We start from the raw sequence: 14,545 nt of genomic DNA, 5'->3' as shown, positions 1-14,545 counted from the left end.
TTTAATCCCGCATAGTTACTGAGATAATCCACAGCTGGAATTTAGTTTTTCATTTAAGTATCCTACATAAATTTACTGATATATCCCTGTACAAAGATAAATAATACAATCAGCGGCAGGATATAGCTTACATAAAATTTCGCCCATTTCGGGAATTTCAATCCTTCTCCGGTATCCGCTTCTTTCAGGAAGTTCTTCCATCCCCATCCATAACGGCTTGTACAGAACAGAAGATAGATCAGACTTCCAAGTGGAAGCAGGTTGTTACTTACCAGGAAATCTTCCAGATCCAGTACTCCGGAACCTTTTCCGAACGGCATAAATCCACTCCATACATTAAATCCGAGAACACAAGGCATGGAAAGTACCGCCACAACCACGATATTGACGATTACAGCCTTTTTCCGGCTGCATCCGGTCAAATCAATAGCAAAGGATAAAATGTTCTCAAAAACGGCGATTACGGTCGATGCCGCAGCAAAAATCATAAATAAGAAGAATAAGGCTCCCCAGATTCTTCCGCCTGCCATGGAATTAAATACATTCGGAAGTGTGATAAAGATCAGACTCGGACCTTCTCCCGGATCCACCCCATATGCGAAGCATGACGGGAAAATGATCAGACCCGCGATCAAAGCAACAAATGTATCCAGAAGTGTTACCAGGACTGCTTCTCCTGTAAGACTGCGGGATTTGTCGATATAGCTTCCAAAAATAGCAATTGCACCGATTCCAAGGCTTAATGTGAAGAAAGCCTGTCCCATAGCGGCAAAAATCGTGTCAAATAAGCCATATTCCACGACTTTGTGGAAATCCGGTGCCAGGTAGAAGCGAAGCCCCTCAGAAGCCCCATCAAGCGTTACAGAACGTGCTGCAAGGATCACCATCAATGCAAGCAGAAGCAGCATCATAACCTTTGTGATCTTTTCCACTCCATTTTGAAGCCCCATCCCACAAATTGCAAAACATCCAACAACAACAATGATCATAAAGAAAGTCATTGTTCCGGGTTTTGCAAGCATATCGGAAAAAACACCTGCAACAGCTGCAGTATCCTTTCCCTCAAATTCACCAGTCGCCATTTTAATGAAATACTGGACCATCCAGCCTGCAATTGTTGTGTAGAACATCATCAGCAGATAGTTTCCGGCCATAGCTCCAAACTTATACCAATGCCATTTCGTTCCTTTTGGCTCCAGACGGTCAAAGGAAAGCGCCGCACTTACTTTACTGGCTCTTCCGACAGAAAATTCCATTACCATGATCGGAAGTCCAAGAATCAGTAAAAATGCAAGGTAAATAAGAACAAATGCTGCTCCACCATATTTTCCTACAATATAAGGAAAACGCCAGACATTACCAAGACCGATCGCACATCCTGCAGAAATAAGGATGAATCCGAGTCTTGAAGAAAATTTTTCTCGTTGCATAAAAAATCCTCTCATTCTATTAAATTGTGGATAACTTGCCAAAATGATACTTATCCCCATTTTTCGACAAGCTTGTGGACAACTTTTTTCCAGAATATCCACAGAGGAATTATACTGAATTACTGGGAAATTGTCTATGATTGTTTATATTTTCATTGGCGAAACCACCTGATAATTTTAATTTTCCCCTTTTTAGTACACAAAATCGCCAGATGTGTACCTTTTGGGGTAAAAATTTGCATGTATATATATATTAAAGATAACAACAGCTTATTAAAATTTCTTTGTTTATATTAGGAGGGCTGAAAAAGCCCGTGGTTGACGCATTTCGGGGCATATTTTGTGTACGGAAACGGGGGAAGTTGTTTACTTCAGAGGGCAAAGAGGTGTACATATATGGGGATTGTTGTTTACTTTGCGGGGTTACGCAGTGTACTTGAAGGGTTGGCGATTTTACCTTTTCTGTACACAAGTGTCGAAAAAATTTAAAAAAAGGCTTTACAAGAGGGGGGTTCTTGTATATAATCAACCTAGACGTACCGTTTTGGTACACAATTTTTTTAAAAAAAGGTACCTTAATGGTACACGAAAAGAACAATACACACCTTAAACGTACACAAAACGTAAAAAAAGACAGAAACCCCATTTTATGGGGTACTTTTTAGGGGAGGGTGTTCCTTTTTGGTACACAAATCCCCAATATAAAGGGGTTGGTTACCCCGAATGGTACACAATAAGGGATTATATGGGGTGTAGAGGGGATTTTAATACACCTCAAAAGTACACAATAATACAGAAGAAAACAATTAAGGGGTATGAGCGATGAAGGAAACACAGAAAAAACCAAAAGAGAAACAACTGTTGGACCGGGATACGGTCTCTCGTTCCAATGTGCTGATCGAAAGTAAATCCAGTACATCATTATTTGAAAGAAAGCTTCTTAATATTGCAATCGCAAAAGCATATATAGAAGACGGTGAGCTGATCGCAAAGGTTTCCACCAAGGATGTTAAAAATTATCTTCATATAACAGGAAACTCCATCTATTCCCGTCTGAAAGAAGTGTCAAAAGAGACATTGGGACATGTAGTAAGTATCGAGGACGATGAAAAAGAGAACTTCATCATGTTCAATGTAGTGAATAAATGTGAATATAGAGATGGCGTGTTTACGACCAGATTTACTAAAGAGATGAAACCTCATATCTATAACTTGAAGAAAGACTATACCCGTATGAGTCTTGATGTATTGTGCTCTTTTAAATCCCTGTTTACAACCCGTGTTTACGAAATCCTGAGAACCCAGTATTATCGTTTTGACAGGGAACAGTGTGACCAGCTGATCGTACCGAGACCGCCGAAGAATCCATACACGATCGCAGAGCTTAAATTTACACTGAATGTAGTTGATGCAAATGCATCTAAAGCAGTAAAACGTCTTGTTGAGCAGGGACGTTTTGAAGAAGCGCTTGCAGAGATTAAGGATGCACCGTTTGAAGACTGGCGGAATTTCCGTAGAAAAGTACTTGAAGTTGCGAAAAAAGAGCTGGAAGAATCCGAGTATTCCGAGATCTGCTTTGATTATGAGCCGGTTAAGAGCGGGAAGGGTGGAAAGGTTACAGGAATCCGTTTCTTTGTGAAGAAGAATCCGAAGTGTATCCATCATTCAGACCTTCAGCGTATGCCATCCGGAGAAGAAGAGGGCGAAGAGATTGCGCCAAATGTACTGGCTGCAAAGAAAACTCCGGTTAATGAAAAACTGATTTTAGAAGTTGCCGATATTTTTGGAAATGAACCGATCACAATCCAGGAGATCAAGGTGCTGCTTCAGGTATCCGATAACCAGCCGGATGTGATCCGGAAAGCTTTCAAGCTGTCACAGGAGCAGGCATACATCAATAATCTGGTCGGATGGCTCAGAAAATGTATCGAAGAAAAGTGGTATGAGAACGAAAAAGTATCCAAGTTCAAAGGAAAGACGCTGGAAGAAGCGCAGATGACGCTGGATCTTTACCAGGAATACATAGAAGAGCGCGAAAAAGTGAAAAAAGAGTAGGGTATTTTCTGCGAAAAGCAGAGTTATTACCTAAATGGTACACAAGTTAAGTGGAAGAATGTGTCCCTGGGATGCTATTTGCAAAGAGGCAGGTAGCATCCCGGGGATTTTGTGTATACGATGAGCCAAGTACAGATTTGTGCTTGCACAAGAATCTGTACTTGGCGAATGTACATCACCTGGCTGTTAAGCGAGATAGTGTACAAAGTATACGAATCGAGTAGGAGTCAGCCTACTCGATTGTCTTATTTTATGATGGAAAATTAAATTATGGAGGAACGGAAGAAGATTATGGAAATAAGAAGATTACTGGATTTTTTAAAGACAGCGGAACAACTGAAATGTAACACCAGACATTCGTATACTTCAAGTGGCAGGTTGGAGAGTGTGGCAGAGCACAGTTGGCGGCTGGCTTTGATGGCAATGCTGGTTGGGGATGAATTTCCGAAGCTGGATATGGATAAGGTGATAAAAATGTGCCTGATCCATGATATGGGTGAGGCGATCACCGGAGATATTCCGGCATTTGAAAAGACGGATAAAGACCGAAAGGTTGAGAATAAAAAGGTGGAGCAGCTGACGGATATACTTCCGGAACCGGTCCGTGCAGAATGGAAGGCATTATTTGAAGAGATGGAAGCGATGGAGACACAGGAGGCGAGGCTTTATAAATCACTGGATAAGCTGGAGGCGCTGATCCAGCATAATGAGGCGGATATCTCGACATGGATTCCGTTGGAGTATGATCTTCAGATGACGTATGGGAATGAAGAATGTAAGTTTACGGAATATATCCAAAGGCTTCGGGATGAAGTGAGGAAAGATTCCAAGCGGAAGATTGAAGAAAGCAAACAGAAAGACTAATAAAAAATTTTCATAATAGTTGCATTGGAAATGTAATACTGCATATTCATGCTGAGCCGGGGCGAATGTCCCGGCTTATTTTCTATATATGATAAGTAAAAATTTAATTATAAATCGGGGTAACAGGATTCGAACCTGCGACCTCACGGCCCCCAGCCGTGCGCTCTGACCAAGCTGAGCCATACCCCGAAGTGTTATTTCATTATAGTATAAATTGTTTTAAATCTCAATCATTCTTTTGATTTAATCTGTTTCGTTTCTTTAATTCTGTAAAATGTAATGAATAAGACAAAGAATTATTAAATTTAACTATTCCAGAGAAGTAAAGCCACTGGCATTGGATGTATCAAACAGATCCCTTGCAATGCGGATAAAGTCATGTGCATAGGATGGAAGGTATCCTCCGTGGCGATGTGCCACTACAAAATCAGATACGGTTTTTGGTTCACCGAAACTATAGCAGTCAATCGGTTTAGAAAATGTATGATGCATGAGGTGTGTTTCAAAAATAAAGGCAGCACCGTATCCGACAGAAACCAGTTCCATGATGGCCGGAAGGCTGCTGGTTGTCATGAAGTTTTTGAATTTTAGTCCGATACTTGCAAAGTAGCGATCGGTGAGCTGTCTGGTTCGCTGTTCTGGCATTAATTGAAGAATGAGTTCATTTTGCAGAAGCATTGGATCCAAACGTGGATATCGGCTGGAAGGATTTGGCTGTGCGTAACGACCAAGAGGATGATTTTTACACAGACAGATCAGGAGTTCTTCTTTATTCAAAGTCTCATAATCAATTTGTGGGTTGAGTGTGTCAGGTTTGCTGTAAAATGCAATTTCCGCTTTTCCATCTAAAAGTCTTTTGTCATTTTCATCAGAACTTCCTTCAAAAACATTTACTTTGATGTTCGGGTGTTCCTGCTGAAAAAGAGGGAGCGTTGCCGGAAGCATATAAATGCAGCGCATACGTGGAAAGGCAACATTAAGAACTCCTACATCACGTTTCAGAATATCTGCAAGCTGTATATCGAGATTGGATTTCAGCATCAGAATCTCTTTTGCAGTTTTTACATATTGCTCACCAGCATAGGTGAGAATATATTTATTTCCAAGTTTTCGGAATAATTTTTGTCCGAGTGTATTTTCAAGATTCATCAAAAATTTACTTAAAGTCGGCTGGCTTACATAAAGTGAGTCGGCCGCTTTTGTTATATTCTGATATTTTTCTATAGCAAGTACATAGTTTAATTCACGAAAGTCCATAAAACGATCTCCTTTAGATGATATGTTATATATAATTTCTATTATATATTGCAAATAGTTAAGATACAACTATAAATAACATAAAAACCATAAAAAGTATGAAAAAAGGAATGATTACTTTTTGCTTCGAAAAATGTATTTTTAATCTAAATTTGTAACAAATATATATATTTATATTGATTGTATTGGATAAAATACACATTATTATAGCTTTTATGAATAGAAAAAATGAAAAACATGAACTTTACACATTGTATTTTGAGATATACAATAAGGTCAAAGATATCTAAGAGATAGAAAAAGACTGGCCAGTGTGAATGGAATGAAACAGATGAAAGGAAACAGATGTCATGAAATTATATGATTCAGGAGTATTTCTTTTAAATGGAACAACAATTGTTCCGGAAGATGAAGCGGGAAAAGAACTTCAGGATAAAAAAGAACAGTACAAAACCGGAACGATTTCCTATGATATTTTGCAGGCGCATAATATAGGAGAAGACAAAGAGAATTTGAAGATTAAATTTGATGCGATCACCAGTCATGACCTGACTTATGTTGGAATTATTCAGACAGCCAGAGCCTCGGGAGTCGAAAAATTTCCACTTCCGTATGTGCTTACCTGCTGTCATAACAGTCTTTGTGCAGTAGGAGGAACGATTAACGAAGATGATCATGTATTTGGACTTACAGCAGCAAAAAAATATGGCGGAATTTATCTGCCACCGCATATGGGAGTTATCCATCAGTATATGCGAGAGACCATGGCGGGCGGTGGAAAAATGATTCTTGGATCGGATTCCCATACAAGATACGGCGCACTTGGAACGATGGCGGTTGGAGAAGGCGGAGGAGAACTGGTAAAACAGATTCTTGAACAGACATGGGATGTGAAGTATCCGGAAGTAATCGCCGTTTATCTGGATGGAAAACCAAATCCGGGAATCGGACCGCAGGATATTGCGATCGCAATTGTAACGGCCGTTTTCAAAAATGGATATGTAAAAAATAAAGTAATGGAATTTGTAGGTCCTGGAGTATCTTCTATGAGTACCGATTACAGAAATGGAATCGATGTTATGACAACAGAAACAACTTGTCTGTCTTCTATCTGGAGAACGGATGAAGACACAGAACAGTTTCTGAAAGTACATGGAAGAGGAGAAGATTATAAAAAGCTGGAGCCAAAAGAGACAGCATATTATGACGGTTGTATTTATATCGATCTGTCACAGATTCACAGTATGATCGCACTTCCGTTCCATCCGTCCAATGGATATGAGATCCGTGAACTGAATGCAAATATGGATGAGATCCTTCATGAAGTGGAAGAGGATGCAAAGAAACTGATCAAGAATCCGGATCTTCACCTGAATCTTTGGGAAAAGGTGCATGAGGGAGCTTTATATGCGGATCAGGGAACAATCGCAGGATGTTCTGGAGGCACGTATTCCAATATTATGGAAGCTGCTTATCTTCTGGATGGTAAAGGTACCGGACAGGATGTATTTAATTTAAGCGTTTATCCGAGTTCCCAGGCAGTTATGATGGATCTGGTCCGTAAAGGTGCCATTGAAAAACTGATCGCATCAGGAGCAACGATCCGTACCGCTTTCTGCGGCCCTTGTTTTGGAGCGGGAGATACACCGGCACATGGACAGCTTGCCGTCCGTCATACGACCAGAAACTTTCCGAATCGGGAAGGCTCAAAACCGGGAAATGGACAGCTTGCAAGTGTGGCACTTATGGATGCTCGTTCGATCGCAGCAACTGCAGCAAACGGCGGAAGAATCACTGCGGCAGATGAACTTGGATATGAATATGAGTGCCCAGAATATGTTTATGATCCAATTGCATATGAACAGAGAGTTTATCAGGGATTTAAAAAAGAAGACCCGGATGAAGAACTGGTATGTGGACCGAATATCAAGGACTGGCCGGAGCTTCCAGAACTGAATGACCATATGCTTTTGAAAGTGTGTGCATATATTACAGATCCGGTTACAACAACGGATGAACTGATTCCATCAGGAGAGACCGGATCTTTCCGTTCCAATCCAATGGGGCTTGCTGAGTTTACATTAAGCAGGAGAGTGCCGGAGTACGTTGGAAAAGCCAAGGTTGTCATGAATTATGAAAAGGAACGGAAAAACGGAGGATGTCCGAAAGAGGTACAGAAGATTCTTGAAAAAATCCACTCTATCCATGGATATGAAAAGATAGATGACCAGACCATTGATCTTTCCAGCACGATTTATGCGGTAAAACCAGGGGATGGATCTGCAAGAGAACAGGCAGCATCCTGCCAGAGAGTTCTTCTGGGTGGCGCAAATATTACGGTTGAATATGCAACCAAGAGATATCGCTCGAACCTGATCAACTGGGGAATGGTTCCGTTTGTTTTAAATGTAGAGCCGGATTTCGCAGATGATGATTATATTTTTGTCCCGGATATCAAAAAGGCTCTGGATACAGATATGAAAGAAATAAAGGCATATGTGATCGGAGAGGAAATCCGTCCGCTTTCACTGGCGATTGAACCACTTACGGATGAAGAAAAAGAAATCATCCGCTGCGGTTCACTGATCAACTATAACCGCAAACTAAAGGAAAGGTAGAAAGGGTTTTAAAAATACAGATGGCTCAGGAAAAGAAAAATAACGGTAAGAATATTCCAGCTATGATCATTCGAGGGGGGACCAGTAAAGGAGTCTATCTTCTGAAAAGTGACTTGCCGGAAGAATGTGAAAAATGGGATGCAATACTCCTGAAAATGATGGGAAGTCCGGACAAAAAGCAGATTGACGGACTTGGCGGATCTCAGTCTGTTACAAGTAAAGTTGCAATTGTAAATAAATCTGAAAGAGCAGATGCGGATGTGGATTATACATTTGCACAGGTATCGGTAGATAAACCAATCGTCAGTTATAAAGGAAACTGTGGAAATATTTCTTCCGGAGTCGGACCATTTGCAATTGAGAAAGGTCTGGTAGATGTAAAGGAAGAAACAACACCTGTAAGAATTTACAATACGAATACAGGTAAGATGATTGTGGCAGATGTAAAAACCCAAAATGGCAAAGTTGTATATGACGGAGATTTCAGCATTGCCGGAGTCCCGGGAACAGCCTCTCCGATTCGGCTGAAATTTGTGAATCCGGCCGGAACCCTGGAAAAAGGTCTGTTACCGACCGGACATGCGGTTGATGTACTGGAAGTTCCTGGATTTGGCACGGTAGAAGTATCGATCATTGACGCAGCAAACCCACTGGTATTTGCAAGAGCAAAGGATCTTGGACTTACCGGAAAAGAGCTTCCGGATGAATTGAATGCAGATTCGGAGAAGCTGGAGCTTCTGGAAAAGATAAGAGGAATGGCGGCTGTTAAGCTGGGACTCATTGATGATTATACAAAATCAGCATGGGAGACACCGGGAATTCCAAAGATGACTTTTGTAGCGAAACCGGAAAATTATGTCAACATGGAGGGAAAAGAGATAAAAAAAGAAGAAATTGATCTTCTTTCAAGAATGATGTCTATGCAAAAGACGCATCCGAGTTATGCGATGACCGGTGCAATGTGTACGGCAGCGGCAGTGGTTGTAAAAGGAAGTATTGTAAATCAGGTGTGTGCAGATGACATTGATACACAGTTTATCCGGATCGGACATCCGGGAGGTATTCTGGAATGTGGTGTAGATTATCGGGAGAGCGATGAAAAACTGGATATCCAGGACACATTTGGTTTCCGTACCGCAAATCTGATCATGGATGGCACTGTGAGAAATTGTTTCAATGAATAAACTACGGGGTAAAACGATGAACCTTTCTATTATTTCGCTGATTGTACTTGTGATCGTAGTGGCAATTGGCTTTATCAAAAAAGTAAATCTTGGTTTTTTATCAATTGGTGTTGCATTCTTTTTGGGAACAGTAGGCGGGATGTCTGCAAAAGAGATTGCAGCAGGATTCAGCAGTTCCATGTTTGTAACATTGGTTGGAGTTACCTTTTTATTTGGTATGGCATCGAATAACGGAACGTTGGAGCTTTTTTCAAAGAAAATTGTTGCATTAGTAGGAAAACATACGGTTCTGATTCCGATTCTGATGTTCTTCCTTTCGGCTTTTATTTCAGCAATCGGACCGGGACATATTGCAGCAGGTATTTTGATGACAACATTTGCAATGTACCTTGCTTTTGAAATGGATATTAATCCGATGGCGACAGCACTTTATGCAAAACTGGGCGCAAATGCAGGATGTGCATCCGTGCTTTCGCTTACAGGTGTGCTGGCAAAAAATCTTTCAGAGCCACTTGGATACAGTGGGTTTGGATTGCATTTGTTTTTATCGACATTGCTTTCCGGATTTATTTTTACACTGGTTGTATATGTGATCTACAAAGGCTATAAAGTAAAAGCAGATAATCCGCTGAAGCTTTCAGATATCCCGAAATTTAACAGAGACCAGTGGCTGACGATCATTGCGATTATTGTAATGGTAATATGCTGTATCGGATTTAAATTAGATACCGGGCTTTTTGCCTTCGCAGCGGCAGCAGTGCTGATCCTTCTCGGAGCAGTAGATGAGAAGAAGGCAATCAAAGGAATCCCGTGGGGAACACTGGTATTTATCTGTGGAGTAGGTGTGCTGATCAATGTGATTGATACATTAGGTGGAATTACAATGATTTCAGATTTCCTGACCGGATTTATGAATGAACATACAGCAACCCCGATTCTGGCAGCGACTTCAGGAATCCTTTCGTGGGTAAGTTCTACAACAGGAGTTGTTATGCCGACACTCTTCCCAATCGCGGCAGATGTATGTAAAACATTTGGAGGTGCAAATTATGTAGAAATTATTTCTGCGATTACCGCTACTTCATTTGCAGCAGCAATCAGCCCGCTTTCTACAGGTGGTGCGATCATTATGTCTTCCTATTCGGCAGCGAGAGAGACAACGAATGAGGAACTAAACAAGATGTTTAAAACATTGTTTTTACTTTCCGTTGCCAATGTACTCCTGAATGTACTACTTTCTGCATTAGGAGTATTTAATCTTGGAGGATTATTCTATTAAAAAACAGGGAGCAGTTAAAAATATGCTCCCTGTAAAATCAGATAAATAACGAGGAGGAAACTAGGATGAAGATTGAAAAACCGGCAATAGCAGGAACTCTGGAGTCCAGTGACTGTATGGTGACTGTAGAGCCTGGAAATGGAACAATTACGATGAACCTTGAAAGCGCTGTGATGAATCAGTTCGGGGAACAGATCCAGAAGGTAGTAAAAGAAACACTGGAAAGGCTGGAAGTAAATGATGTAAATATCCGTATTGTAGATAAAGGAGCACTTGACTGTACGATCAAAGCGCGTGTGGAATGTGCAGTATACAGAAGTGTGGGACAGAAGAAAAATCTTCCATGGGGAGGTGTGATCAGATAATGAATCCGAATAAGAAAAGATTAAGACGTACCATGATGTTTTTGAATGCACAGAAGCCGGGACTTATCAAAGATCCGTATATTTATAAGCCGGATTCGATTATGCTAGATCTGGAAGACGCGGTTGCGGAAAAAGAAAAAGATTCAGCAAGATTTTCGCTTTTTCATGCATTAAAAGAGATCAATTACAGAGGAATTGAATGTATTGTCCGTATTAATGGACTGGATTCTGACCTTTGGGAAGAGGATATCCGTTGTGCAGTTGCAGGTGGAGCTGATGGAATCCGTATTCCAAAGACAGAGACGGCAGAAGATGTTAAAAAAGTAGAAAAAGCAGTGGAAGAGGCAGAAAAAGAATTTGGTGTTGAACCGGGAAAAGTCCTGATCATGGCAGCTCTGGAATCAGCCAAAGGAGTATTAAACGCGCTTGATATCTGCAAAGCATCGGATCGATTATTTGGTATTGCGCTTTCAGGGGGAGATTATACGAAGGATCTGCAGACCCATATTACCGGAACGGGTGTGGAACTGATGGGAGCAAGACAACATATGATCATTGCTGCCAGAGCGGCAGGTGTACAGTGTTTTGATACAGTATATACGGATCTTGATGATATGGAAGGCTTTATAAAAGATGCGGAGACGATTCATCTGATGGGATTTGACGGAAAATCAATTATTAATCCGAGACAAATTGCGCCGGTTCACAAAATTTATACTCCAAGCCAGAAGGAAATTATTTTTGCGCAGAAGGTAGTAAAGGAAATTGATGAAAAGAAAGCACTTGGCATTGGTGTATTTACAGTAGATGGGAAAATGATCGATATTGCGTTCTATGATGGAGCAAAACGAACGATTGAACTGGCAAAAGCTTCAGGTGTTTTAAAGGAGGAATGCTAAGATGTTAAATGCAGTAGGGCGTGAAATTCCAGATGAGATCTTAGAAATCACAGGAAAAGAACCATTTCAGGGAAATAATTATAAAGAAGGTGTTGAATATAGAAAACAGGGACCGATCGTAAAGCCGGTTATCGATCACAATACGAGCAAGATGGTGGCTTCAATCAGGGAAGCGTTGGAGAAATGTGGTGCTCATGATGGAATGACACTTGGATTTCATCATCATTTCCGCGAAGGGGATCTGGTGGTGAATATGGTCATGAAAGAAGTACATGATATGGGAATCAAGGATGTCACCATCTGTGCCAGTTCTTTGGGAAAAGCACATGATCCTCTGATCGAGTATATTGAAGATGGAACGATCACCAGAATTGAATCTTCCGGAGTACGTGGAAAAATCGGAGATACTATTTCTCATGGGAAATTGAAAGGACTTGCGATCATGCGCTCCCATGGAGGACGTGTACGTGCAATCCAGAGTGGAGAAACTACGATCGATATTTCCTTTATCGGGGCACCTACCTGCGATGATTATGGAAACTGTAAAGGAATTGGCGGAAAGAGTGATTGTGGTGTTTTGTCGTATTCTTTTGTTGACGGACAGCATGCAAACAAGGTAGTAGCAGTAACAGATTGCCTGGTTCCATTCCCGAATTTCCCGGCAGATATTGCGATGACACGTGTAGACTATGTATGTGTAGTCGATGCGATTGGAATTCCGGAAAAAATTGCAACGGGGGCCGCAAAACCAACGACAGATACAAGAAAGCTGATGATGGCAGATTACTGTACACAGGTTGTTGTAAATACTCCGTATTTTAAAGATGGATTTTCTTATCAGACTGGTGTTGGAGGAGCATCGATTGCTTCCGCTGCTTCGCTTGCAAAGATCATGGAAGAGCGTGGTATCAAAATGGGATTCGCAGTAGGCGGAATGAGTAAAGGTATGGTAGATATGCTGGATGCGGGACTGGTTGGAAAGCTTCTGGATACACAGGATTTTGATCTTTTTGCGGTAAATTCTGTAAAACGGCCAAATCATCATAGGATTAGTGCCGGTGCTTATGCAAATCCATTTAATAAAGGCTGTTTTGTAAATAAACTGGACTATGTTGTACTTGCTGCACTGGAAGTAGATACGCATTTCAATTGTAATGTAGTTGTGGGATCGGATGGAATGATCACAGGTGCACAGGGGGGACATCCGGATGCAGCACAGGGAGCAAAATGTACGATTGTGATCTGTCCGCTTCTGCAGGGCAGGATTCCGGCAATCTGTACGGATGTTACAACGGTTACGACACCAGGAGAAAGTATTGATGTGGTGGTGACAGATTATGGTGTGGCAGTCAATCCGGCAAGACAAGATCTTCTGAAATGTCTGAAAGAAGCAGACTGTGTACCGCTTAAGACAATCGAAGAACTGCGTGACATTGCCTATGACATTGTAGGGACTCCGCAGCCGGTTAAATTCGGAGAGAGAGTAGTCGGAATCATTGAAGGTCGTGATGGTACGATCATGGATGTTGTCCGGGAAGTAGCGGAGTAGGGAAAGCAGAAAAAGGTGCAGTAATGGTGAAACAAAGGGAAGAAGGATTTAAAATACAATTTACAGATCGCATTGCGGAATTTGCAACAAGGGCACTGTTATACGAAGTGTCGGTTACGCCGAAGCCGGGACTGGTCGACAGAGCAAATGCAGGTTCCCATCAAGATATGGATTTTTATACATTTTTGAACAGCGCGGTGTCACTGACTCCATATTTTTGCGAAATGGTTGAAACTGGAATACTTTTGTCTTCTGCAAAACCGGAAGAAACATTTTTTGAGCTACAGGAAATTGGAAAAGCTGCCGAAGCTGCGATGTACCGTGTGACGAAAAATGTGAATACGCACAAAGGAGCAATCTTTTCGCTTGGAATTCTATGCGGAGCGGCAGGAAGAGTAAGAGGTAATGGAAAAGAATTGTGTCCTGAAGCGCTGATAGAGGAATGCATCCATATGACGAAAGTTCCGATGGAATACTTTTTTGAAACGATGGGGGATAAGCCGGATACCGCTGGATGTCGCTTCTACCGAAAATACGGAATTAAAGGAATCCGTGGAGAAGTGATGACAGGGTTCCCGTCGGTTCGCAAAGAAGGTCTGCCTGTTCTGGAAGGACTTTTAGATAAAGGGTATTCATTTGACAGAGCCGGAAGTATTACTTTGCTGCACCTGATTACTGCAACAGTCGATACGAATCTGATTACCAGATCTGATTATCTGACCTGTATGCGGATCCGGAAGCGACTGCAGAAACTGATCAGTGGAAACCAGATTCTGTCAACTGCCATAATAGAAGCACTGGATGAAGAATTTATCAGAAATAATATTTCTCCGGGAGGTTCCGCTGATCTTCTTGCAGTTAGCTGGTTTCTGCATTTTATTAAGAGTGAGAGAATGGAATAAAGGACTTATGCAGTAGAAAATCGTCAGCGTGAAAGCTGGCGATTTTTGCCGTGTGCGCCTAGCGGCGCACGTTTCTAACGGGTTAAAGTCGTGTGTTCTGCAAGCTGTTATCAGCTTGCCAGTGAAAGTCTGGTCAAGGTAAT

At 41.4% G+C, this 14,545-nt stretch carries 11 protein-coding genes and 1 tRNA gene; 9 read left to right on the top strand and 3 right to left on the bottom strand.

Annotation, left to right across the window (positions count from 1 at the left end; genetic code table 11):
* Nucleotides 1–62: 62 nt before the first annotated feature.
* Nucleotides 63–1,430 carry a sodium-dependent transporter gene (locus tag PGU50_RS17350; RefSeq protein WP_270247588.1) on the bottom strand — a complete coding sequence of 456 codons (1,368 nt, stop codon included), beginning with the start codon at nt 1,428–1,430 and terminating at the stop codon, nt 63–65.
* A gap of 822 nt (nt 1,431–2,252) precedes the next feature.
* Between PGU50_RS17350 and PGU50_RS17345 the strand changes: the two genes are divergently transcribed.
* Nucleotides 2,253–3,485 carry a replication initiation protein gene (locus PGU50_RS17345; RefSeq protein WP_173826158.1) on the top strand — a complete coding sequence of 411 codons (1,233 nt, stop codon included), beginning with the start codon at nt 2,253–2,255 and terminating at the stop codon, nt 3,483–3,485.
* A gap of 291 nt (nt 3,486–3,776) precedes the next feature.
* Entirely contained in the window at nt 3,777–4,349 is a 573-nt protein-coding gene (locus tag PGU50_RS17340) for an HD domain-containing protein (RefSeq protein WP_270247587.1), read from the top strand.
* 114 nt (nt 4,350–4,463) lie between these two features.
* Here PGU50_RS17340 and PGU50_RS17335 read toward each other — a convergent pair.
* Together PGU50_RS17335 and PGU50_RS17330 are read right to left on the bottom strand one after the other, a co-directional pair.
* Nucleotides 4,464–4,538, bottom strand: a tRNA-Pro gene (locus PGU50_RS17335).
* 120 nt (nt 4,539–4,658) lie between these two features.
* The gene (locus PGU50_RS17330; protein WP_117558138.1) at nt 4,659–5,606 is read right to left on the bottom strand and encodes a LysR family transcriptional regulator; all 948 of its coding nucleotides are present in this window, start codon (nt 5,604–5,606) and stop codon (nt 4,659–4,661) included.
* A 350-nt stretch (nt 5,607–5,956) separates the two neighbouring features.
* Between PGU50_RS17330 and PGU50_RS17325 the strand changes: the two genes are divergently transcribed.
* The 7 genes from PGU50_RS17325 to citG all read left to right on the top strand — a co-directional run bounded on the left by PGU50_RS17325 (nt 5,957) and on the right by citG (nt 14,402).
* Nucleotides 5,957–8,224 carry a hydratase gene (locus tag PGU50_RS17325; protein WP_270247586.1) on the top strand — a complete coding sequence of 756 codons (2,268 nt, stop codon included), beginning with the start codon at nt 5,957–5,959 and terminating at the stop codon, nt 8,222–8,224.
* A gap of 20 nt (nt 8,225–8,244) precedes the next feature.
* The gene (locus PGU50_RS17320) at nt 8,245–9,408 is read left to right on the top strand and encodes a 2-methylaconitate cis-trans isomerase PrpF family protein (protein WP_117558142.1); all 1,164 of its coding nucleotides are present in this window, start codon (nt 8,245–8,247) and stop codon (nt 9,406–9,408) included.
* On the top strand, nt 9,401–10,687 hold the full coding sequence (locus PGU50_RS17315; protein WP_270247583.1) for an SLC13 family permease: 1,287 nt from the start codon (nt 9,401–9,403) through the stop codon (nt 10,685–10,687). Before PGU50_RS17320 ends, PGU50_RS17315 begins: the two co-directional genes overlap by 8 nt.
* A gap of 65 nt (nt 10,688–10,752) precedes the next feature.
* The gene (citD, locus tag PGU50_RS17310; RefSeq protein ID WP_117558146.1) at nt 10,753–11,052 is read left to right on the top strand and encodes a citrate lyase acyl carrier protein; all 300 of its coding nucleotides are present in this window, start codon (nt 10,753–10,755) and stop codon (nt 11,050–11,052) included.
* Nucleotides 11,052–11,951, top strand: a complete 900-nt coding sequence (locus PGU50_RS17305; RefSeq protein ID WP_270247582.1) for an aldolase/citrate lyase family protein — start codon at nt 11,052–11,054, stop codon at nt 11,949–11,951. Before citD ends, PGU50_RS17305 begins: the two co-directional genes overlap by 1 nt.
* Nucleotide 11,952: 1 nt before the next feature.
* Nucleotides 11,953–13,500: a citrate lyase subunit alpha gene (gene citF / locus PGU50_RS17300; protein ID WP_117558150.1), complete on the top strand. Its 1,548-nt coding sequence runs from the start codon at nt 11,953–11,955 to the stop codon at nt 13,498–13,500.
* A 23-nt stretch (nt 13,501–13,523) separates the two neighbouring features.
* On the top strand, nt 13,524–14,402 hold the full coding sequence (citG, locus tag PGU50_RS17295; RefSeq protein WP_118218726.1) for a triphosphoribosyl-dephospho-CoA synthase CitG: 879 nt from the start codon (nt 13,524–13,526) through the stop codon (nt 14,400–14,402).
* The last annotated feature ends 143 nt before the right edge of the window (nt 14,403–14,545 follow it).

Source organism: Coprococcus sp. AM11-30B, from assembly GCF_027674365.1.
In the GTDB taxonomy this organism is placed as follows: Bacteria; Bacillota; Clostridia; order Lachnospirales; family Lachnospiraceae; genus Allocoprococcus; species Allocoprococcus comes.
Note: the sequence above shows the minus strand (reverse complement) of the source record. Positions and strands in the feature narration are given on the sequence as shown.

What these genes read in the sequence shown, in the direction of transcription:
- PGU50_RS17345 (WP_173826158.1), top strand. Translation starts at nt 2,253, where the DNA reads ATGAAGGAAACACAGAAAAAACCAAAAGAGAAACAACTGTTGGACCGG.
- citD (WP_117558146.1), top strand. Translation starts at nt 10,753, where the DNA reads ATGAAGATTGAAAAACCGGCAATAGCAGGAACTCTGGAGTCCAGTGAC.
- PGU50_RS17340 (WP_270247587.1), top strand. Translation starts at nt 3,777, where the DNA reads ATGGAAATAAGAAGATTACTGGATTTTTTAAAGACAGCGGAACAACTG.
- PGU50_RS17325 (WP_270247586.1), top strand. Translation starts at nt 5,957, where the DNA reads ATGAAATTATATGATTCAGGAGTATTTCTTTTAAATGGAACAACAATT.
- PGU50_RS17320 (WP_117558142.1), top strand. Translation starts at nt 8,245, where the DNA reads ATGGCTCAGGAAAAGAAAAATAACGGTAAGAATATTCCAGCTATGATC.
- citF (WP_117558150.1), top strand. Translation starts at nt 11,953, where the DNA reads ATGTTAAATGCAGTAGGGCGTGAAATTCCAGATGAGATCTTAGAAATC.
- PGU50_RS17330 (WP_117558138.1), bottom strand. Translation starts at nt 5,606, where the DNA reads ATGGACTTTCGTGAATTAAACTATGTACTTGCTATAGAAAAATATCAG.
- citG (WP_118218726.1), top strand. Translation starts at nt 13,524, where the DNA reads ATGGTGAAACAAAGGGAAGAAGGATTTAAAATACAATTTACAGATCGC.
- PGU50_RS17350 (WP_270247588.1), bottom strand. Translation starts at nt 1,430, where the DNA reads ATGCAACGAGAAAAATTTTCTTCAAGACTCGGATTCATCCTTATTTCT.
- PGU50_RS17315 (WP_270247583.1), top strand. Translation starts at nt 9,401, where the DNA reads ATGAATAAACTACGGGGTAAAACGATGAACCTTTCTATTATTTCGCTG.
- PGU50_RS17305 (WP_270247582.1), top strand. Translation starts at nt 11,052, where the DNA reads ATGAATCCGAATAAGAAAAGATTAAGACGTACCATGATGTTTTTGAAT.